Origin of the sequence: Neptunomonas antarctica, from assembly GCF_001305295.1 — a bacterium.
In the GTDB taxonomy this organism is placed as follows: Bacteria; Pseudomonadota; Gammaproteobacteria; order Pseudomonadales; family Balneatricaceae; genus Neptunomonas; species Neptunomonas antarctica.
In genome coordinates this window covers 39,523-61,971 of sequence record NZ_LJSI01000047.1, presented here as the reverse complement: position 1 = coordinate 61,971, position 22,449 = coordinate 39,523, and the positions used below count along the sequence as shown (strand labels likewise).

General features: G+C 44.0%; 24 protein-coding genes. 9 read left to right on the top strand and 15 right to left on the bottom strand.

What is annotated here, in order from left to right:
• Window positions 1–39: 39 nt before the first annotated feature.
• From Nant_RS12475 to dsbD, 7 genes are all read right to left on the bottom strand, one after another.
• Window positions 40–426, bottom strand: coding sequence for a GFA family protein (locus tag Nant_RS12475; RefSeq protein WP_054341993.1), 387 nt, complete (start codon window positions 424–426; stop codon window positions 40–42).
• A 54-nt stretch (window positions 427–480) separates the two neighbouring features.
• On the bottom strand, window positions 481–1,071 hold the full coding sequence (msrA, locus tag Nant_RS12470) for a peptide-methionine (S)-S-oxide reductase MsrA (RefSeq protein ID WP_054341992.1): 591 nt from the start codon (window positions 1,069–1,071) through the stop codon (window positions 481–483).
• 140 nt (window positions 1,072–1,211) lie between these two features.
• Window positions 1,212–1,424 carry an RNA-binding S4 domain-containing protein gene (locus tag Nant_RS12465; protein WP_054341991.1) on the bottom strand — a complete coding sequence of 71 codons (213 nt, stop codon included), beginning with the start codon at window positions 1,422–1,424 and terminating at the stop codon, window positions 1,212–1,214.
• Window positions 1,425–1,555: 131 nt separating this feature from the next.
• Complete coding sequence (locus Nant_RS12460; protein ID WP_338011161.1) at window positions 1,556–2,086, bottom strand: NADPH-dependent FMN reductase; 531 nt, start codon at window positions 2,084–2,086, stop codon at window positions 1,556–1,558.
• Between the two features lie 43 nt (window positions 2,087–2,129).
• Window positions 2,130–2,627 (bottom strand): DUF1499 domain-containing protein, encoded by a 498-nt coding sequence (locus Nant_RS12455; protein WP_054341990.1) that lies wholly within the window; start codon window positions 2,625–2,627, stop codon window positions 2,130–2,132.
• 65 nt (window positions 2,628–2,692) lie between these two features.
• Window positions 2,693–3,010: a hypothetical protein gene (locus Nant_RS12450; protein WP_054341989.1), complete on the bottom strand. Its 318-nt coding sequence runs from the start codon at window positions 3,008–3,010 to the stop codon at window positions 2,693–2,695.
• A 38-nt stretch (window positions 3,011–3,048) separates the two neighbouring features.
• Window positions 3,049–4,947: a protein-disulfide reductase DsbD gene (dsbD, locus tag Nant_RS12445; protein ID WP_054341988.1), complete on the bottom strand. Its 1,899-nt coding sequence runs from the start codon at window positions 4,945–4,947 to the stop codon at window positions 3,049–3,051.
• A gap of 285 nt (window positions 4,948–5,232) precedes the next feature.
• Here dsbD and Nant_RS12440 point away from each other — a divergent pair, with 285 nt between their 5' ends.
• Window positions 5,233–6,300 (top strand): 3-deoxy-7-phosphoheptulonate synthase, encoded by a 1,068-nt coding sequence (locus Nant_RS12440; RefSeq protein ID WP_054341987.1) that lies wholly within the window; start codon window positions 5,233–5,235, stop codon window positions 6,298–6,300.
• Window positions 6,301–6,546: 246 nt separating this feature from the next.
• A complete protein-coding gene (locus tag Nant_RS12435) occupies window positions 6,547–7,053 on the top strand; it encodes a disulfide bond formation protein B (RefSeq protein ID WP_054341986.1) in 507 nt (168 codons plus the stop codon).
• A 93-nt stretch (window positions 7,054–7,146) separates the two neighbouring features.
• On the opposite strand, the gene Nant_RS12430 is transcribed toward Nant_RS12435, so the two are convergent.
• Both Nant_RS12430 and Nant_RS12425 read right to left on the bottom strand, forming a co-directional pair.
• Window positions 7,147–7,608: a GNAT family N-acetyltransferase gene (locus Nant_RS12430; protein WP_054341985.1), complete on the bottom strand. Its 462-nt coding sequence runs from the start codon at window positions 7,606–7,608 to the stop codon at window positions 7,147–7,149.
• Window positions 7,609–7,621: 13 nt separating this feature from the next.
• Window positions 7,622–8,317 carry a GNAT family N-acetyltransferase gene (locus Nant_RS12425; RefSeq protein WP_238377137.1) on the bottom strand — a complete coding sequence of 232 codons (696 nt, stop codon included), beginning with the start codon at window positions 8,315–8,317 and terminating at the stop codon, window positions 7,622–7,624.
• A gap of 581 nt (window positions 8,318–8,898) precedes the next feature.
• Here Nant_RS12425 and prsT point away from each other — a divergent pair.
• Both prsT and xdp1 read left to right on the top strand, forming a co-directional pair.
• On the top strand, window positions 8,899–11,706 hold the full coding sequence (gene prsT / locus Nant_RS12420; protein ID WP_054341983.1) for an XrtA/PEP-CTERM system TPR-repeat protein PrsT: 2,808 nt from the start codon (window positions 8,899–8,901) through the stop codon (window positions 11,704–11,706).
• Between the two features lie 158 nt (window positions 11,707–11,864).
• Window positions 11,865–12,674 (top strand): exosortase-dependent surface protein XDP1, encoded by an 810-nt coding sequence (gene xdp1 / locus Nant_RS12415; protein WP_054341982.1) that lies wholly within the window; start codon window positions 11,865–11,867, stop codon window positions 12,672–12,674.
• Between the two features lie 326 nt (window positions 12,675–13,000).
• On the opposite strand, the gene Nant_RS12410 is transcribed toward xdp1, so the two are convergent.
• Window positions 13,001–13,870 carry a LysR family transcriptional regulator gene (locus Nant_RS12410; RefSeq protein ID WP_054341981.1) on the bottom strand — a complete coding sequence of 290 codons (870 nt, stop codon included), beginning with the start codon at window positions 13,868–13,870 and terminating at the stop codon, window positions 13,001–13,003.
• Window positions 13,871–13,964: 94 nt separating this feature from the next.
• Between Nant_RS12410 and Nant_RS12405 the strand changes: the two genes are divergently transcribed.
• Window positions 13,965–14,465 (top strand): lactoylglutathione lyase family protein, encoded by a 501-nt coding sequence (locus tag Nant_RS12405; protein ID WP_054341980.1) that lies wholly within the window; start codon window positions 13,965–13,967, stop codon window positions 14,463–14,465.
• A 231-nt stretch (window positions 14,466–14,696) separates the two neighbouring features.
• On the opposite strand, the gene Nant_RS12400 is transcribed toward Nant_RS12405, so the two are convergent.
• Window positions 14,697–15,737: a phospholipase effector Tle1 domain-containing protein gene (locus Nant_RS12400; protein ID WP_054341979.1), complete on the bottom strand. Its 1,041-nt coding sequence runs from the start codon at window positions 15,735–15,737 to the stop codon at window positions 14,697–14,699.
• Between the two features lie 299 nt (window positions 15,738–16,036).
• On the opposite strand from Nant_RS12400, the gene Nant_RS12390 reads away from it, so the two are divergent.
• From Nant_RS12390 to fdxA, 3 genes are all read left to right on the top strand, one after another.
• Entirely contained in the window at window positions 16,037–16,408 is a 372-nt protein-coding gene (locus Nant_RS12390) for a hypothetical protein (protein WP_054341977.1), read from the top strand.
• Window positions 16,409–16,468: 60 nt separating this feature from the next.
• Window positions 16,469–17,488: a lipoyl synthase gene (gene lipA, locus Nant_RS12385; protein ID WP_054341976.1), complete on the top strand. Its 1,020-nt coding sequence runs from the start codon at window positions 16,469–16,471 to the stop codon at window positions 17,486–17,488.
• Between the two features lie 134 nt (window positions 17,489–17,622).
• Entirely contained in the window at window positions 17,623–17,946 is a 324-nt protein-coding gene (gene fdxA / locus Nant_RS12380; protein WP_054341975.1) for a ferredoxin FdxA, read from the top strand.
• A 108-nt stretch (window positions 17,947–18,054) separates the two neighbouring features.
• On the opposite strand, the gene Nant_RS12375 is transcribed toward fdxA, so the two are convergent.
• From Nant_RS12375 to Nant_RS12365, 4 genes are all read right to left on the bottom strand, one after another.
• Window positions 18,055–18,366, bottom strand: a complete 312-nt coding sequence (locus Nant_RS12375) for a cupin domain-containing protein (RefSeq protein WP_054342032.1) — start codon at window positions 18,364–18,366, stop codon at window positions 18,055–18,057.
• A 61-nt stretch (window positions 18,367–18,427) separates the two neighbouring features.
• Window positions 18,428–18,703 (bottom strand): hypothetical protein, encoded by a 276-nt coding sequence (locus tag Nant_RS12370; RefSeq protein ID WP_054341974.1) that lies wholly within the window; start codon window positions 18,701–18,703, stop codon window positions 18,428–18,430.
• A 324-nt stretch (window positions 18,704–19,027) separates the two neighbouring features.
• Window positions 19,028–19,171, bottom strand: coding sequence for a hypothetical protein (locus Nant_RS21320; protein WP_156298832.1), 144 nt, complete (start codon window positions 19,169–19,171; stop codon window positions 19,028–19,030).
• A 720-nt stretch (window positions 19,172–19,891) separates the two neighbouring features.
• The gene (locus Nant_RS12365; RefSeq protein WP_054341973.1) at window positions 19,892–20,839 is read right to left on the bottom strand and encodes a LysR substrate-binding domain-containing protein; all 948 of its coding nucleotides are present in this window, start codon (window positions 20,837–20,839) and stop codon (window positions 19,892–19,894) included.
• Between the two features lie 206 nt (window positions 20,840–21,045).
• Here Nant_RS12365 and Nant_RS12360 point away from each other — a divergent pair, with 206 nt between their 5' ends.
• Window positions 21,046–22,302 carry a M24 family metallopeptidase gene (locus Nant_RS12360; protein WP_054341972.1) on the top strand — a complete coding sequence of 419 codons (1,257 nt, stop codon included), beginning with the start codon at window positions 21,046–21,048 and terminating at the stop codon, window positions 22,300–22,302.
• Window positions 22,303–22,449: the final 147 nt, after the last annotated feature.

The following is a 22,449-nucleotide window of genomic DNA, read 5'->3' as shown; positions in this document are numbered from 1 at the left end:
ACGGCCTATGTTATCGAGCGATTATGCAGCCGCCTGCTATTAGCGCCCTTCTGCATGAGCTGGAATACCTTTATATTCCAGCCATGCCTTATCATGCGACACCCAAATATGGGCCTCTGGTTTAATACCTGGATCCTTATCTAAGGTCGCCACACGAAGAATCACGTGCGGCTGGTTCTCTCTTTCTGCGACCAGATGCGTGCCACACACTGAACAAAAATAGCGCTGTTTTCCAGCAGAAGACTCAAAAGAAGACAATAACGACTCACCCTTCAACCATCGAAAATGCTCACGCATCACCCCTGCTGTTGCAGCAAACGGAGCCGCATGCGCTTTCTGACAGGTTGAACAATGGCAATGAATGATTGGCATATCCAATGAATCCGCTGCGTACTCAATAGCTCCGCATAAACAGCTTCCTTTCATGTTTCGCCAACGCCTTCTTATTTGTGTGAGTGTAATATGAACGTAATAAATGTGTCAGTGTGTCGCTCTTTCGCCCCAGATCTCTTCAAGGCGTTTATCGCGCCCACAATTCCATCGATACGCGTTATAACGCAAAGGATTATTTTTGTAATAATCCTGATGGTAGCTTTCATTCCCCTGAATAGGATAGAAAGTCGAGGCGTCCAAAATAGGCGTAATCACTTTCTCATTCGAAAACTCTGCTACTACCTCTTTTCTTGAGGCTTCAGCAATCGCTCTTTCTTCATCATTTTCGACAAAAATCGCACTTAAGTAGCTGTGGCCTTTATCACAAAACTGACCTCGCGGATCAAATGGATCGATATTGACCCAGTAATGCGCCAGCAGCTCTTTGTAGCTTACTTTGTCTGGCTCGTAGGTAATTTCAACCGCTTCATAATGGCCTGCATGATTACCGTTGTAGGTTGGATTTTTTAATGTCCCGCCGGTAAATCCTGAAACCACACCCGTCACACCGTCTAATTTTTCAAAATCAGATTCCATGCACCAGAAACAACCGCCAGCTAGTACTGTTTTAGCAGCGATTACATTTGTGCCATAAGACAGTAACCCTGCCATTAACAGCCATACCAGTTTGTTTTTCATAGTAGATCTCTCTTAAAATTAGCAGCCACTTGATTATTAATGGAAATGATCAAGAAAATAAAAAAAGTAAGACCATTAAAAGTAGGACAACTGTTCTATGATTTTGTTATCACTGAACTGAACAAGGCACAAATTACACCTTATTTGAGTACTATTTTCAGTTTATCCGTGCCACATTCGATAATGTCACCCGACACAATTTTTTTCCGTTTTCTGGTTTCTACTTCACCATTCACACGCACCTGACCATCCGCGATAGCCACTTTTGCCTCACCGCCACTAGAAGCAATGCCTTCAAACTTCAGAATTTTATAAAGTTCAACAGGCTCTTTCGTTATCTCAACATCTCTCATCAATCAATTCTCATTGCTATGTGGTTATTTTAGTAAATTGTTAAAGTAACACCGCCAACACTGCGCCTATCAGTCTTCGCAAAGCAAGCCGCTGTGTAGCCCTATGCAGTCAAGAATAAATATTCACTCACTTACTGCGCTAGTTGCCCGAGAGCCGACACTAATGATGCATTCATATCCTGATTCTTAATACGGCCATTCTCAACATCAAAATTTTCGTAAAAACCAGACATCGAATAACTAGCTTTTACATCGCCGCCAAAAAATGGCGCGGACTTTAACGCCTGCGCTAACACACTAGCAGCCCCTCCGGCACCCGGAGAGGTCGAGAGCAAAACCATTGGCTTGTTTTGAAACACTTTTGGATTGATGCGTGAACACCAGTCGAATAAATTTTTATACGCTGCACTATAAGATCCATTATGTTCGGCAAACGAGATAAGAATGGCATCACTGGCAGTAATTTTATCCAAAAAGTCTTTTGCTAGCGAAGGCTGACCTAACTCAATTTCTTTATCTTCACTAAATAACGGCAACTCGTAATCATTTAAATCCAGCACCTCTACCTGTGAATCGGCCAGCAAGGTTGCCGCGTAGGTCACTAATTTTTTATTAATGGACCGCGTACTACTACTGGCAGCAAACGCTAATATTTTCATCATATATAACCCATAATACTTAATTGTTATTCGTAACATACCTGATTTAGCGTAATCGACGCGTAATGCTCTCACTCAGTTTTTTCATTCGCTTACGGTTCATACCAAAATCGCTGCGCCCTACACGGGATGCCGATCGTAAATGGAGCTTTCGACCTTCAATATCGAAGCGCATTTCAACATCATCAATAAATCCAAACAGTGAGGACTTAAACGTGGCGGCCAGATAATAATCTTTCTCTGATGTTGATACAGGTTGCAGCTTACCACCCGCTTCAATTACCGCTTTTTTGACAGTGGCCATAACCAGCGCGGGGGTATTTTTAACGTTTGCCGCATCTACAACAACATCAAGCGGTTGGACATAATGCGTCAGATCAGCAGGATATTCGCTGCATACGCAGTTAGGTTTTTGACTGCAGGGGGCAAGTTTGGAGTCAACCAACCCTAACGGCTGGCCTTTTTTTGAAATATAGCCCAACACGAAAAAATAGATAATTATGGCAGAGAAGATGACCACGATTGACGTTAATAGAAGTTTCATCGTGTAGATTCTCTCGAGTGCTTATAAAAAAGCGTTGGCCGAATATCGGCCAACGCTTGTCATTATTACTTAAATTTGTAGTATTCCCGGTTCAAATACTTGGCCACATCACTGACATCTTCCGGAAACCAGCCAACATCCAGATTGGTATTACAGCCTTCCACCATACTTTCCAACTTTGAATAGCTGGTTACTTTACGATCTTCACGCTGGTAAAACGCTGACTCATGGCACGTTTCACAATTGGCGTCGGTATACTGCTCACCTCGGATCGTACGTTCTAATGCAACTTCTTTATAAAGTTGTTCACCGTTCTCTGCATCACCGGCATACACCGATGAAACACTTAACAACAAAAGAGCCATTAGCAAATTACTTTTCATCTCTTTCCTCCTTATGGTTTATCACCATTTTTTTATTATTAAGTACCACTTACACGCATCAAGTGACGAATGAAATCTTTAGGGTCTATTACCCCCACTAGCGTCAACTCCGGATGCAACGTACCTGCTTGATTATAAAAGATCAGCGCTGGCGGTCCAATCACTTGGTACGCTTTATTCAGTGCTTTGGATTCTTTATCGTTCGCCGTGATATCCACTTTTACTCTAACAAAATGCGAAAGCGCCTGCTGCACCTCTGTATCGGCAAAGGTTACGTGCTCCAGTTCAATACAAGAGATACACCAGTCAGCATAGAAATCCAGCATTACTGGCTTACCCGCCCTTTTCGCTTCCTGCAATACGGGATCTAACTGCTTGATAGAGGTTACCGTTATAAAGCTGATTTCCTGCGCCTGAGCTACATTAACGGAGTTAGAAGCAAGCCCTTTCAGTGGATAGAGCAAGCTGTTACCGCCCGATAACAAACCGATTAACAAAGCAACGCCGTAGAGCAAAAACATGATGCCTACACCTTTCCAGAGCTTATGCCACCCTCTGGAATCTTTAGGTAATGGATCGATTGCACGCATATAGATAGCGGTGATAATCAAGACAACGGCGGTCAATCCTATCGTCACCTCAATAGAAACAACACGATCCAACATCCAGATAGCCATCAGTAACAACGCCACACCAAATCCGGCTTTAATCGCATCCATCCATAAACCGGCTTTAGGTAGCAACTTACCAGCCGATGCGCCTACCAGCAGAATCGGCACACCCATACCCATACTGAGAGTAAATAAGGCAAGCCCTCCCATAACAGGATCTCCTGTATGACCGATATAGATCAAAGCACCTGCCAATGGTGCGGCCATACAAGGTCCAACAATGAGTGCGGATAACAGACCCATAATTGCTACACCTGCCACCGTACCGCCCTGCTGATGATGGCTCGATTTACTGAGCTTACTTTGCCATGTATTAGGCAACTGAAGATCGTAAAAACCAAACATTGAGAGCGCCAACAAGCCAAATATCAGACTGAAAAATCCAATAATCCAGGAATTCTGAAAAGCAGCCTGGAGGTTCTCACCAAACAAACCGGCCAATACACCCGCCACGGTATAGGTAACGGAGACCGCCAGAACATAAACCGTCGACAAAAAAACTGCTCGTTTAGTCGTTATTTTATGTCCATGCCCCGCAATAATACTGGATATAATAGGAATCATTGGGAATACGCAAGGCGTCAAAGACAAGGCTAAACCCGCGAGAAAAAAAGCGCCCAGTGTTAGCCATAAGCTATCACCCGAAATGAGTCGGGCAAATTGATCCTGTTCGCTGAGCAGAACGGGCGCAACGGGTAGCGATGGTTGATTATTTAAAATGATAGACTCAGAAACAGCCTTGTTCGTAGTCGCAGATAACACGTCAACTGGCTTTTCTAACACCGCAGGCATATCGATCAAGGCGAGACTGGTTGTGACTGGCGGGTAACAGATCCCACCCTCCCAACACCCTTGATAGGTAATGGCTAAAGAACCACTCGCTACCGAACCGGTTACACTGCGTACCTGCAAAGTAATATCAGCTTTCTTATGAAATACCTCAACGCTGCCAAACAACGGGTCATCTTTTGCATCGGTTGCTCCGTTACTACGGCTAACAACTTCTATCGTTTCAGAGGGTATGATTTTCATACGATCACGGTATAGATAGTAACGATCAGCAATATCCCAACGTAATATTACTTCGCCATTGCTGTTCACCTCAGGAACAAAAACAAACGCTTTCTCCACCGGCAATGGGCTCTCTGCTGACTGACCAAAGGTGCTTATTTTATCAAACACACCTGCCTGAGCTACCGAAAAGCTCATGATCAAGAAGCAAAGTGTTGTCATAATTTTAATCGTTGTTCTTATTACGCTCGGCACCGGCGAGGCACTCCTGAATAAATATTCGATAAGCTATGGACTACAAGTGAAGCGTTGAGTTCTAATTAACCGAATGATTTATAAATAAAACTATTCTCTTCGCGAACACTGCGCATACCCACCACAATTTATTGTAACACTAGTTATTCGTCATATCCTTTATGCTTGTCAGCATAAGTTCTGTGGCTAACACCCTTATAAAAGCCATGACTTTATGGTAAAAAGATGATTACGCTGTACGGCCAAGATACCGGTCTGTACTGAACTTCTTCAGGAAAATGTACCATGACTGATAACCGTGTAGAAAACCTTAATATCGAATCCCATTCGGTCCTGATCACACCCGAAGATCTGAAGAGCAAATTACCGATCAGCGAAGCCGCCGCCACTACTGTTATGGAAGGTCGTCAGGTCATTCGCGACATACTTGATGGAAAGGATAAACGCTTGTTTGTAGTGATTGGCCCGTGTTCCATACATGATGTTGATGCAGCATTAGAATATGGTAAACGTCTCAAAGGACTATCCGAACAGGTTAAAGATTCTATATATGTAGTTATGCGTGTTTATTTTGAGAAACCACGTACCACTGTTGGCTGGAAAGGCCTGATCAACGACCCTTATCTGAACGACTCTTTTGAAATCGAAGAGGGCTTACATATTGCCCGTAAATTGCTGATTGATCTTTCAGAAATGGGCCTGCCGCTGGCAACCGAAGCGCTGGATCCAATCTCTCCTCAGTATATGCAGGATCTTATCGCATGGTCTGCCATCGGCGCACGAACCACCGAATCACAGACACACCGCGAAATGTCTTCTGGCTTGTCTTGTACAGTTGGTTTTAAAAACGGTACGGATGGCAACTTAACCGTAGCAACTAACGCACTGAGCTCGGTGCAACACCCGCACAATTTTCTGGGCATCAACCCAGATGGACAGGTAGCGATCATCCGCACTAAAGGTAATCAATACGGTCATATTGTACTGCGCGGTGGCGGCGGCAAACCAAACTACGATTCGGTAAACGTCTCCATCTGTGAACAGGCTCTGGACAAATCAGGCCTGCAGAAAAACATAATGATTGATTGCAGCCATGCAAATTCAAGTAAAGATCCAGCACTGCAGCCACTTGTTGCAGACAATGCTGCCAATCAAATCCTTGAAGGCAACAAATCTATCGTTGGCCTGATGATTGAATCCAATCTGGAATGGGGTAACCAGTCCATTCCTGAAAATCTGGAAGATCTGAAATACGGTGTATCGGTAACAGATGCCTGCATTGACTGGCCTGCGACCGAAAAATGTTTGCTGGATATGCACAACAAACTAAAAGATGTTCTGCCAAAACGGTAAGATCTAACAAGGGCCTTTCGAGGCCCTTTTTATACCTTATCGTAACTTCTTTTTTACACACTCTTTTCGCACCCTTTGTTTACTACAATAAACACTAAGACTCTACTTGGCCACTTGTACCCTCTGGCAGCTACTGAATTTCATATTCTTTCGGCCAGTTTGGATCTGGTAAACTTTTATCTGTTAAACTTTTTTAGCTTTAGAGCATCTCAATAAATACGCCTTATTAGACAGGATCACTTTTCAATGTTCTCGACACTTTCCGGCATTAACCGCTCTCCTTTCTTCTGGGTAGCGATGATTCTCCTTTGTATTAGCATGGAATCTATTGCCCTCTATTATCAATATGTTCTGGATTATGGTCCTTGTGTGTTATGTGTTCAGATCCGCGCCTGGGTGTTGGCTTTATTAGTAACGAGTATTCTCGGTTTAATGATTCGCAACACACGTACCGGCTTGATCATCGCAAACATGGCAGGCTTAGCTGCTTCAGCTGGAATGCTTGAGCGTACATATATGACATTGGGTATCGAACGAGGTTTTATTGAAGGTAGTTGTACACTCAACTCCGGGTTTCCTACATGGTTACCACTCGACAAATGGTTGCCCAGCGTATTTGAACCGTGGGAAGCCTGTGGTTACACACCGGAACTGTTATTTAAAATAACCATGGCAGAAGGTCTTATTGTATTAGCTGCTGGTTGGGTTGTTTTGATGCTGGTGATGCTAGCCGTCAGTCTGAAAAGGTCTTAACTATTAGCCTTAACTATTGAGGTTTAACTATTCAAAGCCATCACAACCCGACGTGTTGTGATGGCAGACTATATATATGAATAGCTATAAAAATCAATCGATGGCTAACTGATAGGTTTGCCAATGCGTTTTTATTGCAAGCTTGTCATACGCAGCCCGTGCCCGATAATTATTCTCTGCTGTTATCCATCTTACAAGCGGCCAGCCTCGTTCTTTTGCAGCCTCATTCAATTCAGCAAACAACAGCTCCACCACTCCTGCTCCCCGAATTACCGAATCCACATAAAGATCATCAAGAAAGCCAACTGCGGCTCCTCGTAATGGCGACAGCATTTCACGATAGTGCATGAAACCAATCGCATTACCCATATGATCCTTAGCTATCAATGCGTAAAATTCTTGAGCATCATCAAAAATCCACGACCAGACTGTATCCAGAATAGTTTGATTCATCGGCACTTGATAAAAATCAGCATAGCCATAATATAGCCTCTGCCACTGTTCCCGATCTTCAACACTTAAAGCGGTTACTGATATTTTGTCCGTTAATGGCATCTCTTATTTTCCCTTATGAATAGCATTCTTGCAGGCTACGTTTTTGTTGGCCTTGATTGTCAAAATTAGTAGTATCTAACCACTGCTCAAAAGCAGTTTTCAGCGCCCACCACTCTTTATCCAAAATTGAAAACCAGGCAGTATCACGATTACGGCCCTTATAAACAGTCGCTTGACGAAAGATCCCTTCAAACATAAACCCCAAACGCAGCGCGGCCTTTCTGGAGCCCTGATTGCAAGAGTCGCACTTCCATTCGTAACGGCGATAACCGAGGTCATCAAACACATGCCGCATCATCAAATACATAGCTTCCGTTGCCATAGGTGTTTTTTGTAAAAGCGCTGAGAAATGGATATGCCCGACCTCAACTACTCCTACCCTGGGGTCAATACGCAAAAAACTAACCAAACCAATGGCACACAACGTTCTGTTATCAATGACAGCGAAAAAAAGAGGATCATCTCCTAGACAAGCATCTTCTAACCACCCTTTAAAACTCTCAAAGTCAGCAAATGGACCGTAGGGTAGATACGTCCAATTAGCTTCTTGCTGATCTTTTGCAAAAGATTGATACAGCTGCTCTGCATGCAAGGCAAGCGTTAACGGTTCGAGCCGGCAATACTGACCTTGCGTAACAGTGCGCTGTGGATATGAACGCTGCTTCCAATGCTCAAGCTCCTCTCCGACAGGCTGCCCTAAGTGATTCATACACTTTTCCATAATCGCTCTATCCTCATTACATTGACGTATAAGCATCAAGCAGCCAATCAACTATAAACAACTGATGCTGGAATAGATTAGGATGATAAATGGACTATGAACAGACCCATTTTTAAATAATATGATAGGGCCACTTTTTAACTGGTAGCAATTATGACACGACAACAATACTCCGTAAGACACCGCGAAACCTCTTTTGAGCTGCACATTGCTGCCCCGCTTAATGCTAGCTACTGCGGTCGTAAAGCCATGCATAACATTCGCGCGAGCCAAGCCATACCGCGCCAGTAGGTGGCGGAATTTCATGATGTATATTGCCCCATGGTGCTCAACCTAGTCGCAGGCAGCCTGATCGGTTTTTTGCAACTGAAGTTTCAATCGTGCTCATTTTTTGTTTGAATGACGGGCGATGAGCATCCTCTAAAGCATTGATCTAAAAGCAGCTATTACTAAACAATCAACCCTTCGGTTTATGTAGTTCTTATTCAGTGCTACATTAAAGGGATAGATGGTGAGCTTATTCGTCACTATAACCAGATAATATTTAGAGCTTCATAAGGATTGAGTGAATGAGTGTTTACAGTAAGGCTGGTATTTTAATACTCACGTTAAGCTGCCTGACGACAGTAGTAAGTGCTGAAAATAATCATGATGTCAGCATGTACTTTGAAGATGCTAATAAACTGTACTATCAGGATGAGCTACCAGAAGCCATCATCCAATTAAAAAATGCCTTACAAGCTAACCCGCAACATTTACCATCTTTACTTCTTTCTGGCGAAATATATTTACAGCAAGGCGATCCTAAAGCCGCCGAGCATACATTAAGGCAGGCTTTAGCTTTGGGTGCAGACTCATCGTTGGTTGTATTGAATCTTGCCAAGTCATATCTTCAGTTAGGTAATTACAAAAGAATCATTTCAGACTTGCATGAAGATAGCTTGTCGCTGCCTGACCAAGTGGATCTTTTAGGCTACCGGGCCGAAGCCTACACACTTTTAGATCAGCTAGCCGATGCACACGATTCAATAGACCTGGCGCTGAGCAAGGATGCCCGAGCTTTATTGCCGCGTCTGGCGAACGTTATATTGCTACTTAGAGAAGGCGCATTGGATGAGGCGCTTAAAAACGCTCAATTAGTAATCGAAGATTGGCCTGAAGATGCACGCTCCTGGAATAGTTATGCTTCCGTCATGCACGCACAGGGGAATTTAGTACTCGCTATACAGAGTTACCAGAAAGCTTTATTGATCCAACCTAGCCATATTGATGCAAGGGTTGCAAAAGTAGGCGCTTTAATTGATCTGAGGCGTTTGGATGAAGCCGCTGTAGATCTTGCTTTTTTAAAAAATGAATATCCATATGAGCCCCGTGCTGCTTATTTTAGAGGGCTGCTTTTATCACAGGAAGACAAGGAAGCCGATGCACGCTTAGAATATGTTAAATGCACAGAGGTGATTGCTGTGCTACCCAAAGAGAAAGTCGCTTCCGATCCTCAATTATTAATGTCAGCCGCATTGGCTCATCATGCTTTAAATCAGCTGGAACCGGTACGTACTTATCTGCAAATGTATCTTAAAAAAGTACCGACGGATGTCGGGGCTCATAAATTGCTGGCGGACGTTTTGCTTAAGCAGGGCGATCCAGAGAATGCTATAAAATTATTGACTACCGCCCGCTCACTTGTGCAGCCTGATACCGACCTGCTTACTATGCTCGCGGCGGCATATAGCCAGACCGGAAGGCATGATAGGGCCACACTGTTGCTCGAAGAAGCGGTAAGTGCCGGAGGCAACCTTTATACCGAAACTCAGCATGCAAAAAGCTTACTTAAGTCTGGTGAAATTGAGCAAGGGATGCAGGCTTTAGAAAAAATCCATGCTCAGAAACCTACTCAGCAAACCAGCTTTCTTTTAACTGTTTCGTATTTAAAGCAAAAAGCCTTTGATAAAGCTGAAGGCACTGCGCATCAGCTAGTTGATCTTGCTTCTGGTAATCTCACTTATCACAATTTATTGGGCATTGCCCTTTTTTCAAACGGGAAGACGGCAGACGCTCGCGAGCAATTTAATCTTATTTTGAAGCAAAATCCGAATTTTTCAGCTTCTCAAGTAAATCTTGTGAAAATAGATATAGCGGAGAAAAAACTGCCCCAGGCGCGCGCGCAGATGGAGTTATTACTTGCTCAGCACCCTGAAAACACTAGCGTAATGCTGCAAATGTCGCGGCTTGAGTTGGCATCTGAAAAGAATGATGAAGCCTTAAAGTGGGCAGAAAAAGCGTTCGCATTAGATAGCCGCTCACTGGAAGCAGTACTGTATCTGAGCGATCTTTATGTGAAATTTGAGAAGCTTGATCTGGCAGAAAATGTTGCACGAACAGGTGTGAAAAATTACACAGAAAATTTAGCGGTTCTTTCCGTATTGGGACAAATACAGACATTAAAAAATGATCCTAAAGCGGCCCAGGTAACATTCAAAAAAATGGTGAAAATTGCAGGCTTTGATGCTGAGTCACTCTATAAAATAGCCAACTTACAGCTACGTATTAATGAAGTTGCGGATGCCCGCTATTCTTTAACGAAGGTACTTCAGGCTCAGCCCGATTATTTTCCGGCCGAAGTTTTACTGATTGAATTGAGCATTAAACTAGGGATGCTTGATGGAGCAGAAAAAGCATCTCAGAAGTTACAAAAAAGCTACCCCGGTAATCCAGTAGGTTTTCAACTGCTAGGCGATGTTTATATGGCACGTGAGTTATATAAAGAAGCTGATGATCAATACTTGGCCGGCCTATCGGTCAAGCCTATCAGCGAATTGATTACCCGTCGCTACAAGGCACTACAGGCGCAGAATATGATAGCTGAATCTGGCCGTGTTTTAGACGACTGGTTGAACGCTCATCCGGATGATTTCACAATCAAGTTGGCATATTCTGAGTATTTGTTACTCACCCATAACTATAAACAAGCCGCTATTTCTTTAGCACAACTATTAAATCGTTTTCCTGAAGATGCGTTATTACTTAATAACATGGCTCATGTGATGTATAAACTGGAGCGTCCTGAGGCTTTAGATTATGCAAAACGAGCGTACGATAAAGCAGCTCATATTCCCCAGGTTGCAGATACTTTGGGTTGGTTGTTAGTTCAATCAGGTAACGCTGAAGAAGGTTTGAGATATCTCAGAGAAGCGAACTCCCGTGACTCAAACGCCCTTGATATTCTTTATCATTTGGCCGTTGCGCTTGACGCTATTGGCAGGAAAAAAGAAGCAACAATTTATCTTGAACGAGCGTTGGTCGGTGATAAAGATTTTGAAGAAAGAAATCAGGCAGTTTCTTTAAGAGCCACATTATCAAGCAAAGAAAATCAATGATATTGTTTGAATTATAAATATAAACACCTGTTTGAATTTATAACATACTGAATAACATAGATATTAAATTATAACAAAAAAACAATGTTGTTTAAATTTTATATCTCCATTAAAATTAAAATTATCGGGAATATTAATTTTAATGGATGAGTAGGCTTATGAAATTTACTGGCTTGAAGATTGGATTATGCACTTTACTGGCGGTAACCAGCATAGCTGCCAATGCCTCTGTTAGTTGGGATTTCACATCGAATCGAACTAACAGCGTTTCAGGGTCTACATCTGGTACTTATCAATTTACAGGCAATGACTCCGGCTCCCCCGCAACACCGATAACAACGCTGTCGGCATGGTCAGCGCCTGTTACAGGACGTAATGCTAATCAGATAACAAATATTGATAACACACTGTCTCATAATAGTTACGGATTGATTATTGATCAGCGTAATGACAACTCTCATACGATAGACAATGCCGATAACTATGAATTTGTAATGTTTGATTTTGGTGCCAAGGAGTTTTCTTTAGACGCGTTTGATATTGGCTGGAACAGAAATAATCCATGGTCAGATGTGACTGTCATGGCGTATCAGGGAGGAACTCCAACTTCTCAGCCTGCTAATAGTATTGCTGGAGCGAGCTTAACTGGATTATCTGCCGATGGGTGGAGCGTTATAAGCCATAATAAAAATGTCGGAACAGGCCCTATAGCCGTTAATAGTGATCTAGCCTCTGTCTACTCAAGTTACTGGATTATTGGAGCTTACATGTCAGCGGTGGGGACAGGCACTAATACAGGCGACACTATTAATGATACTAATTGGGATGGCATAAAATTAGCCGGTATTACTGGCACTATTAAACAAACAACATCCCTAACCAATGATGTGCCGGAACCTGGTACTCTGCTGTTAACAGCGTTAGGTTTGGCTTTTATAGCACGTAAGAAAATCGCCGCTAAGCGTTAAAATCAGTAGCGTAAATAAGAACCGGAGCAATCGCTCCGGTTTTTTATGTAATCCTATTTGTCTTGATAATTCCCCAGACGTTCCTTAACAACAAGCCCCCCTACCCGTGCAATAAATTTTCTTGTCGTGTAAATAGCCTGCTCTGCCGTATGAAGAACAAGGAGGCTGAACTAATACCTACCATTGTTCTTTCAGCTTAGTCTATTTAAAGCCCTTAGGCACCCGAACTGCATGACTATTCGGGCGATAATACCCAATAACGACACCATCAAGAATATGCTCACCAGGCAAAGCTCTGACCAATCCAGTAACCTAACAGAATCAATTCAGAGCCATTTTTTAGCTTCAGCAATCACCGTATTCATCCTGTTATGCATAGGCTTATGACGCCGAATACCAAGATAAACAGTCTCACTGACCTGGCTGGAAAGCTTATGAACCCTGACAAGCTGAGGCTTCCGGAAAGCTTCAACAGCATGGGCCGGTAATACCGTAAAGCCCAGACCCAGACTAACAGGCTCCAGAATCAGACTGATCTGATTCGAGAACCCCTTCGTTTCAAACAGATTGCTATGCTGAAACTCAGGATAGTTAGCACTAAGAAGCAAGCCTGCGTGATGGGCTCCATCCGGGTGGTCTATAAACCCAAGCATCATTAAAGCCTCCCAGCTGGGTTCAGAAACAGTCGCAGGCGTGACTAGCAGCAAGGTTTCGCGGGCAATAGGCTGGCAGCTCACTTCCTCCAGAGTCGAGGCGCGGGTCATAAACCCAATATCGACGTTATAATCAGCGATTGCATTTTCCACATCGATGTTCGGAGCAAACCGATAGTCAATTACAAGTTTCGGATGCTGGCGTTGCAACGCCAGAAGGTGGGGGTAAAGCTTCAGGCCCAGACTCCCGGAAGACATTACCCGGACCACTCCCTCGTAGGCGGGGTCCTCCCCCACTCGCTGCTCCATACTGGATAGGGCCGAGATAATGACCCGCGCTTCAGCATATAGTCGCTCACCCGCATCCGTGAGCGTGAACTGCTTACCTTGCCGAACGAGCAAAGCCAGCCCCAATTGCTCTTCAAGTTTTCGCACGTGCTGGCTAACGCCCGACTGCGTTATATGAAGGCGTTCGGCCGTGCGGGTGAAATGGCCTACCTCAACGAGTGTGCAAAAACTGCGTAACCATGTAGTGTTTATCATTACAAACCATACTTATATCTATAATAAATGATAATTTTACTTAATCTCTCTGTCTTTGTAACCTCTATACAACGTCAAAACAGGAGGACAGGTCATGAGCAACGCTTACCCTAGAAGCTTTTCGCACATCGGTATTTCGGTACCCGACTTAGAAAAAGCCGTTAAATTTTATACCGAGGTCATGGGCTGGTACATAATTATGGAGCCGACCGAGATCACTGAGGACGACAGCCCCATTGGCGAAATGTGCACCGAAGTGTTCGGCGCTGATTGGGGGAGCTTCCGTATTGCCCACCTATCAACCGGTGACCGGATTGGCGTAGAACTGTTTCAATTCAAGAATCAGGCGAACCCGGAAAATAATTTTGAATACTGGAAAACCGGTGTCTTCCACTTTTGCGTACAGGACCCGAATGTCGAAGAACTGGCCGAAAGCATTGTTGCAGCCGGTGGTAAAAAACGCATGGAGAAACCGCGTTATTACTACCCCGGAGAGAAGCCTTACCGCATGATTTATATGGAAGACCCATTTGGAAACATTGTGGAAATATACAGCCACAGCTACGAGCTGATTTACAGCGAGGGCGCTTACTAAAGCGACTATCGAATGAGCGAGCGTCAGGAGCCTAATTTTTTTGAGCTCGCTTAAGCCATAGGGGTCTTACCATATATGACCCCATTATTGATTAGCGCATTAACCCGTTCGCTATGAACGACATCATCCTTTGCACGCGCATGACAACTGCCGCAGCGGTGCTACAGTTGTCATGCGCTGAAAGCGACTTTGAGGTGTTTTTTTATAATGAAAACAATAGCTTTTATATTGTTATAATCCTGAAACGCCAATGAATTCAGGATTTTCATCAATAGATCCATTCTCATTCATAACAAAAAACTTTTTATCACGCAGAGCGTAAGGGCGATATGAGGTAACTTTATCAAATCTTTCACAAACACTGTGATGAATAATTGGAGTACCTAATGATGGCTGATCATTTTCATTAACTCTCACTAAGCGCGGCGATAAGGTTTTAGCTTTAATACCTTTGCGTTTCTGCTCATGTAAAACGCCATTAAATAATGGTTTAACATTAAGGTCATCCCAACAAATGTGGTCTTGAGCGCCTTTTATTTTTAAAATATCATAATCTAATTTATCACTGGTTAATATCTGCAAATCCTTGCTCACACTATCAAGCATAAATTTTAGTGTAATGTCAGATAATCCGTCAAACCAATAACTGCCGCCTATATCAGAATGTACGCCTGCAAACCAAACCTCAGTAATCCTATCGTTTTTATTGAATAAAGTGGGTTGAAAAGTGAGACGTTTTTCGTCAACTGATACTAAATGTACCGCTTTATTAATATGGTCACCCATAGTGCCATTTTCAAAGACTATACCACTCGCAGGGTAAGTATCGGGATTCAAATCAAGCGAACCTCGCGTGGCGGCAACAGTATCAAACACACCTAAAAATTCTACTTCTTTACCACAATGCGCAGCAAACATCCTGGCAATTGCTGCGCCTCGACTAAAACCAAAAATATAAATTTTATCTCCATCCTTGTAATACTTTTTTAAGTCGTCGGTGGCTTGCTTAAGAATGTCTTCCATATCTCCATAAGGGGGGGCAAACATGGAATTAAATGTTTTCTGAAGCCAACCACCGCGCGTGCCAACACCACTATAATAGAAACTATGTTGCTTTTTTGTTTTGCTGTTTTGTTCATTCAATGGGCTTAATTTACCACCAAAAAATGCATGAAGTTTAAGTATATTACTAATACTGGAATCTTCAAAAAAATCACCTGCATCTTCTGGATCGTTACAGGTGCCGTCAAAATTGAAAATTATTTTTTTCATTATTTTTATTCCCTGTTTGTTAGTTTCTTATTTTATGTTTCCTCACGAGACTGTCGGATCCGATCGCGACCTTCACCATAGTATGTACCATACGCGAGTAAGCAAATAAAACCCTCTTTTGCAGAATAAGGGGATTGTAAGCCGGTGCACCGTTGTAGTCATTCCGATAACGGGATTCAAGCACGCCAAAATCACATTCATTATCGGCGACGTGGTTGAGGGTAAGGAGAAGACGCCACACTGGCAAATAAACACCAGTTTTAGTACCATCTGAAATTATTATAGGTATCAGGTTGAGCATGGGTATTTCAGGAACATCAGACATCATAAAAAACGTTACCTCACTCCAGCTTGATAGCACAGAAAAAGTGCAGGTGCTGGAATTTCTTGACGGCAAGCTCCTGATACTGGCAAAAGACGCCATTGCACTGCATAAATCCAGGACCAGCTTTGAAGACCCGCTGGCTGATAGCTACCTGGGATATACAGAGCTGGCACCTGAACATCATTTACACTGGATTGATGGTATTATTGAAGAATATAAATCCGGCTATGTAGGCTTAAAGGATCAGCGGGTTATTTTAATCACCCCGAATGCGATCCAGTTATTCCCCGGCAAAAAAGAAGCCCTGCACAATCAACAGTGTATTGCTAAAATTGCACTTAACTAACATTAAACCCATTCATGTGCCCAAACACCTGGGTATTAGATTGAGGAGTAAGCCACTATTATGAATGACCGTGACCTGATCCCTACCACTCAAATTCACGCCGAGCCTGCTAAAAGCGGAAAGAAATTCGTTAACGAAAAAGGCATCATGGCGATCAAAAATGGCATCAAAGCCTCCAGCAAAGAATCTCAGGAACGGCTCAAAAAACCGTCATGGCTGCGAATCAAGCTCCAAGGTGGTGCCGTTTATGACAGAACTAAAAGTATAGTTCACGAACATAAACTCAGCACCGTCTGCGAAGAAGCGATGTGCCCCAATATCGGCGAATGCTGGAGTTCAGGAACGGCGACCATTATGTTAATGGGCGAGACCTGCACGCGTGCCTGTCGTTTTTGTGCTGTTAACACCGGCAACCCTAAAGGGTGGCTCGATAAAGACGAAGCCAAAAACACCGCCGAATCCGTCAAATTAATGGGGCTCAAGTATCTGGTACTCACCTCGGTAAACCGTGACGATCTGGACGATGGCGGCGCCGGCCACTACGCCGAAGTTGTCAGACGTGTCAAAGCCGAAAACCCGGGTGTCGCCGTTGAAGCACTGACCCCCGATTTTGCAGGCCTCCTCGACTCCGTAGAAACCGTAGTCGATAGCGGCATCGTCGTTTTCGCTCAAAACGTAGAAACCGTCAGGCGTCTGACTCATCCCGTCAGAGACCCGCGCGCCACCTACGAGCAAACTCTTGCCGTCTTAAAGCACGCCAAAGAATACAAACCCGAGGTGCTGACCAAAACCAGTATCATGCTGGGTCTGGGCGAGACCGAAGAAGAAATCATCGAAGCTCTGGATGATTTGCGCGCTATCAATTGCGATATTTTAACCTTTGGTCAATACCTGCAGCCGACCGACAACCACTTACCGATTGAACGCTATGTGACACCGGAAGAGTTTGAAAAATATCGTCAGTGGGGACTGGATAGAGGCTTTCTGGAAGTAGTATCAGGCGCGTTCGTCCGCTCCAGCTATCGCGCTGAACAGGTGTTGTTGAAAAACAACGTTGGCCTAAGCACTAACATTAAATAAGTAGCTACATGAATGTATGCTCTGGGCCCTTCGTTTTGAACGGGGTCCAGCATAACAACTCTTGGTTATTATCTGGGTTAATATCTAAGTTATTATCTGGGTTATTAATAGGACTCAATAGAGGCTAATACGCAATGACTTTTGTAGTAGGGGAACAGTGCATCAAGTGCAAGCACACGGATTGTGTGGAAGTATGCCCTGTAGATTGTTTTTATGAAGGGCCTAACTTTCTGGTAATCCACCCTGACGAGTGTATTGATTGTGCCCTTTGTGTATCGGAATGCCCTGTTGATGCCATTTATTCCGAAGATGACCTGCCTGACGATCAACAGATATTCATGGAGTTAAACGCCGAGTTAGCTGAGGTGTGGCCCAATATCACCGAAATAAAGGACCCTCCCCCTGATGCGGCAGAGTGGGCAAACCAACCCAATAAGCTGGCGCTGTTAGAGCGTTAGTCGTTTAAAAAGACATAAGGTGACCTTGAGTCGCCTTTTTAAGGCCTGCCACAAACAGCTTGGCAAAACCCTAACGCCAATTATGCAGCTTATTCATCGTGACCGCGCTTAATAGAAAATGGCTAACCAAACCGTCGTATCATCGGATGATGTTTCTATCACCCGGTGCTTTTCATGCGCTTTGATATTTAAGTAATCACCTTGTTTAAGGGCAACCTTAACACCACTGATAAACTCAACTATCCCGTAGCCCGATAAAACAATAACCCATTCATTTTCACTTTGATCGTACCAGCCAGTATCCGGAGAGGTTTGTCCTTTTGATACGATGCGCTCGACCCTTAGCTTTTCTGTAATGAGAATATCTTCAAATATTTCATTGGGTAATTTTGATGGAATATTGCTGAATATATTTGCCAATAGGTCAACCCTTAACATCACGTAACATTTTAAAACTGCGCACTTCGCCCATATAGGCTGATCACCCTCGTTTTATACGTACAACTTTCATTATCTCAAAATTCATGCCCCCGACAGTTTCCTGGTCTGAGTAATAAGTCATATTCACTCTGGCACCTTTCAGGCTTTGGTAATTACCTTTGCGCTTGAACTTAAAAGGCACATCACACCCCTCGACCATTAATGAATGCAAAATCCACTCACCCTGCTCTCGTTGAACATGCGATATAACCTTCATTAATTCGGAGTGAGTAAGGTTTCTATTTTTTTCTATTAATTTTTTTGGATCTGATTGCATATTCAGTATTATCTTTCAATTATTAACTTAACCCATAGCCGCCAACTGAACCGGTAGTCGTTATCTTTACGTATTGATGGACTTAGGCACTATTGAATTCAGTTGATGTTATCTCACTTCAATAATCAGCTTAGCGAAAGCCCATAACGCTTGTAGCAGGGAACGAGCGAAGCTTTCCCTCTGCCTGTACTTGTTATGAGCTACACTCCTTACCACGTTGACAAATCATTGTGCTGAAATGAAGGCACTCAATCGCCCTGTGTTTCATTTAGTTTTTACCACAATAGGGGCAAAAAAAACATTTATGGCAACGTGCTGAATAATTTATCCAATCTCTTCGAGGTAATGGTTCTCTTCTAAGTCCTGCTCAGCTGCAACACGATTGATGCTTAACAGCCACTCACCTTCATCATTCTCAATCCATGCTTCCACTGAACCCATGCTTTTACACTTGTGAACGACCGACATCTCATATTACCTAATGCTTATAACGTCCAAACTAATAAGGTGAAAGCTCTCTGTAGGAAGGTCACCATCCATAGCGATTTATATCGTCATTAGATGTTAACTACTAGCGAATGGCAATGGCTTGACTGCGAAGTCTGGCCTGGAGGAAGCCGGACGCACCAGAAGCAGACACTTCGAAGGAAAACTTCGCTGATGAACAAAAACATCATATGAGGCGTAGGCTGGAGGCGAGTTGGCATTTATGCCCCTTAGGTACAAGACGACGAAGCCATGTTATCTAACGGCCATCGTAAATGATGCAGGAGCTAGGGAGAAGCAGAAAGCCAGAGCCGAGGAACAGTTCATGTTCTTATACCCCACAAGGGGGTACCGAGGTCTGGGAAGATGTGCTTAATAAGCGATCGGTAACTAACCCAGTTTGGCCACTGGTTTCAACAGGCTCGGAAAGCAGGCTTCATCATCCTGCTTGAGAAAAAAAATGAACACCGATAGCGCCTTGGAGGATAAACGGCCGGATATAACTCGGATAAATATGCACTCGGGTCTGAGTCAGTCTATGTAGAATCAGTGCAGATTACCAAGTCGACAGCTTTCGACTTAGTCATCTATATCACCAAGGGAACTAATACTGAAGACCAGAAAACTCAATGGCTTCGGGCGACTAATGAATTTCTTAAGAGTGTTTGGGCGAAGGAAGCGCGAAACAGATCAATTACATTTCTATTGAGGTATTGACGTTAACGTGTCAGTACCTTTCAAAGGTTGATAGCTTTTCAGCCACTCAAAGAATAACAGGGTATCTTTGGTTATCGGTTTGGCTTCATTCAGCGCCAACCAATAACTGCGGCCTGATAATACACTGAAATCAGACAGTCGAATCAGCTGACCTTCCTGTAGTTTACTGTCAATCAGGTATCGGGTTCCTAGGGTCACTCCCTGGCCCCTTTTGGCGGCATCAATCAGCATGATGTAGTTATTAAACCCACTGCTTATCTTTAACTTATCAGTATCGACAGACAGAGCATCAAACCAGATTTTCCAGTTAATCCAGTTCGGTTCTATACGTTCGAAATCCAGAAGTTTGTGGTCCATCAGTTCTGCTGGGGTATCGCCGGTGAAAGGATGCTTATGCAGATAATCCGCGCTGGCAATAGGAAACATCTCCTCGGCAAACAGGGGGTTCATCGTCCAGTTAATACGTGCTCCCGGATCGTAGGCAATGGCGATATTGACCTCTTCGCTGAACAGGTCTCTGGTGTTATCAGAAGTAATCACCCGGATATGGATTGCACGGGTGCTGTGGGCCCGGTGAAACTCATTGATCGCATTACTCAGCCAGTAATGGGACATAGCGGTGTTTGCCGAAACCGTGACGGAGGTTGTGGTATCAGATGCCCGCTGCTCGTCCACAGCATCCGCCAGATAGTTAAATGACGCACTGACTTTATGGTGCAGTTGTTCGCCCCGCAAAGATAGGCTGACCCTGCGACCGTGGCGTTCAAACAGTTTAAAGCAGAGATACGCCTCCAGATACTTGATCTGTTTGCTGATCGCCGCCTGAGATACATGTAATTCTTGGGCTGCTTGGGTGAAATTCAGGGTGCGGCCAGCGGCTTCAAATGCCATGAGGCTAGTCAGCGTTGGTAAGCGATGTCTTAAACTCTTCATAACTTCAAGTTATCTATAATGATGAAAATTCAACGGATGTACGGTAAAAAAGTCCCGCCATATACTGGGCGCCAACGATATTAGAGGGATATTGGCAGTAATATTGGTAAACCATAGCACCCATATAACGACCGAGTATATGAGAGCAGGTTATTTATGAGCGCCTTTTACCGTCCTACCTCAATAAAAAAGATAAGGGTAATATTATGACAACACTGGATTGGCACGCTGAACGCGCAGATTTGGCGGGTCTTACACTCTTGGATCAGGCACCGGAAAGCCTGGGGATCAATCTTAAAGCGGTACGGTTGTACCGGCTTGGTCGGGTCCGGGCAGAAATGGAAAAACGCAATATCAATGCACTGATCATTTCTGATCCGGTCAATATTCGTTATACCTGTGGTGCGCGTAACATGCAGGTTTTCTGTGCCCGCAACACCCCCTCACGCTACCTGCTGGTTACCCCCCACAAAAATATATTATTTGAATTTACAGGATGCGAACACCTCGGTCAGGGTTTTGAAACCATCGACGAAGTACGTCCATCCCTGACCGCGAGTTTTGTTGCTGCAGGTCCCGATATTAAGCAACGGGAAGTGCAGTGGGCCAGAGAGATGAGCGCCACAATTGTTGAGCTGGTGGGTACCGGTGCCAGAGTAGGTCTGGAGCGAATGAATGCCGGCACTGCAATCGCTATGTCAAAAATGGGACTCGATATTTGTGATGCTCAGGAATCATTAGAGATGGCTCGCAGTATCAAGTCGAGGGAAGAGTTGAAGTGTGTTATAGCCTCACTGCGCATGACCGAACGGGCGGTAGGTCGCCTCAGGAAGGCTATTCAGCCCGGGATTACAGAGAATGAATTGTGGTCGGTCTTGCATCAGTCAGTGATTGCCGAAAACGGCGATTACTGTGAGACCCGTTTGCTTAACTCTGGTGCCCGAACTAATCCCTGGTTTCAGGAAACGGCCAGCAAAGTGATTGGCGAGAATGAACTGATCGCTTTAGATACTGATGTAGTGGGATGTCATGGTTATTACTCCGATTTTTCCCGCACCTTTCATTCAGGCCCCGGCACGCCGTCCGAACAACAGCGCACTTTATATAAGGTTGCTTACGAACAAGTGCAGCACAACCTCGATATTATCCGGCCGGGTATGACCTTTAAGGAGTATTCCGATAAGGCCTGGAATATTCCTGAAAAGTACCATACCAACCGTTATTACCTGTCTTCCCATGGGGTTGGGATGACAGGCGAATATCCATACTTGTATCACCATGCAGATTACTCGGATGCCGGTTATGACGGAGAAATCCTGCCGGGTATGACGCTTTGTGTAGAAAGCTACATAGGTGAACAAGGCGGACACGAAGGAGTGAAGCTTGAAGAGCAAATTTTAGTCACCGAGAGCGGTATTGAGATTATTTCACAGTTCCCGTTTGAAGAAGATTTACTCCGCTAGGTGACAGCCGGCCTCCGGTCGGCAGTAAGCCATAACAAAACTGAATCAGTATTGCGGTAGAGAGAAGATAACTGACTTTTATATCAACTCAAAGTAGGTAGAACTCATCAGGAGCGCTTCCTGCTTCTGGATGAGCTTACCAATAAT

What these genes read in the sequence shown, in the direction of transcription:
- Nant_RS12475 (WP_054341993.1), bottom strand. Translation starts at nt 426, where the DNA reads ATGAAAGGAAGCTGTTTATGCGGAGCTATTGAGTACGCAGCGGATTCA.
- lipA (WP_054341976.1), top strand. Translation starts at nt 16,469, where the DNA reads ATGAATGACCGTGACCTGATCCCTACCACTCAAATTCACGCCGAGCCT.
- Nant_RS12365 (WP_054341973.1), bottom strand. Translation starts at nt 20,839, where the DNA reads ATGAAGAGTTTAAGACATCGCTTACCAACGCTGACTAGCCTCATGGCA.
- Nant_RS12370 (WP_054341974.1), bottom strand. Translation starts at nt 18,703, where the DNA reads ATGCAATCAGATCCAAAAAAATTAATAGAAAAAAATAGAAACCTTACT.
- Nant_RS12390 (WP_054341977.1), top strand. Translation starts at nt 16,037, where the DNA reads ATGGGTATTTCAGGAACATCAGACATCATAAAAAACGTTACCTCACTC.
- Nant_RS12425 (WP_238377137.1), bottom strand. Translation starts at nt 8,317, where the DNA reads ATGAATCACTTAGGGCAGCCTGTCGGAGAGGAGCTTGAGCATTGGAAG.
- Nant_RS12450 (WP_054341989.1), bottom strand. Translation starts at nt 3,010, where the DNA reads ATGAAAAGTAATTTGCTAATGGCTCTTTTGTTGTTAAGTGTTTCATCG.
- fdxA (WP_054341975.1), top strand. Translation starts at nt 17,623, where the DNA reads ATGACTTTTGTAGTAGGGGAACAGTGCATCAAGTGCAAGCACACGGAT.
- Nant_RS12460 (WP_338011161.1), bottom strand. Translation starts at nt 2,086, where the DNA reads ATGATGAAAATATTAGCGTTTGCTGCCAGTAGTAGTACGCGGTCCATT.
- Nant_RS12440 (WP_054341987.1), top strand. Translation starts at nt 5,233, where the DNA reads ATGACTGATAACCGTGTAGAAAACCTTAATATCGAATCCCATTCGGTC.
- msrA (WP_054341992.1), bottom strand. Translation starts at nt 1,071, where the DNA reads ATGAAAAACAAACTGGTATGGCTGTTAATGGCAGGGTTACTGTCTTAT.
- xdp1 (WP_054341982.1), top strand. Translation starts at nt 11,865, where the DNA reads ATGAAATTTACTGGCTTGAAGATTGGATTATGCACTTTACTGGCGGTA.
- Nant_RS21320 (WP_156298832.1), bottom strand. Translation starts at nt 19,171, where the DNA reads ATGTCGGTCGTTCACAAGTGTAAAAGCATGGGTTCAGTGGAAGCATGG.
- prsT (WP_054341983.1), top strand. Translation starts at nt 8,899, where the DNA reads ATGAGTGTTTACAGTAAGGCTGGTATTTTAATACTCACGTTAAGCTGC.
- Nant_RS12465 (WP_054341991.1), bottom strand. Translation starts at nt 1,424, where the DNA reads ATGAGAGATGTTGAGATAACGAAAGAGCCTGTTGAACTTTATAAAATT.
- Nant_RS12455 (WP_054341990.1), bottom strand. Translation starts at nt 2,627, where the DNA reads ATGAAACTTCTATTAACGTCAATCGTGGTCATCTTCTCTGCCATAATT.
- Nant_RS12435 (WP_054341986.1), top strand. Translation starts at nt 6,547, where the DNA reads ATGTTCTCGACACTTTCCGGCATTAACCGCTCTCCTTTCTTCTGGGTA.
- Nant_RS12405 (WP_054341980.1), top strand. Translation starts at nt 13,965, where the DNA reads ATGAGCAACGCTTACCCTAGAAGCTTTTCGCACATCGGTATTTCGGTA.
- Nant_RS12430 (WP_054341985.1), bottom strand. Translation starts at nt 7,608, where the DNA reads ATGCCATTAACGGACAAAATATCAGTAACCGCTTTAAGTGTTGAAGAT.
- Nant_RS12360 (WP_054341972.1), top strand. Translation starts at nt 21,046, where the DNA reads ATGACAACACTGGATTGGCACGCTGAACGCGCAGATTTGGCGGGTCTT.
- Nant_RS12410 (WP_054341981.1), bottom strand. Translation starts at nt 13,870, where the DNA reads ATGATAAACACTACATGGTTACGCAGTTTTTGCACACTCGTTGAGGTA.
- Nant_RS12400 (WP_054341979.1), bottom strand. Translation starts at nt 15,737, where the DNA reads ATGAAAAAAATAATTTTCAATTTTGACGGCACCTGTAACGATCCAGAA.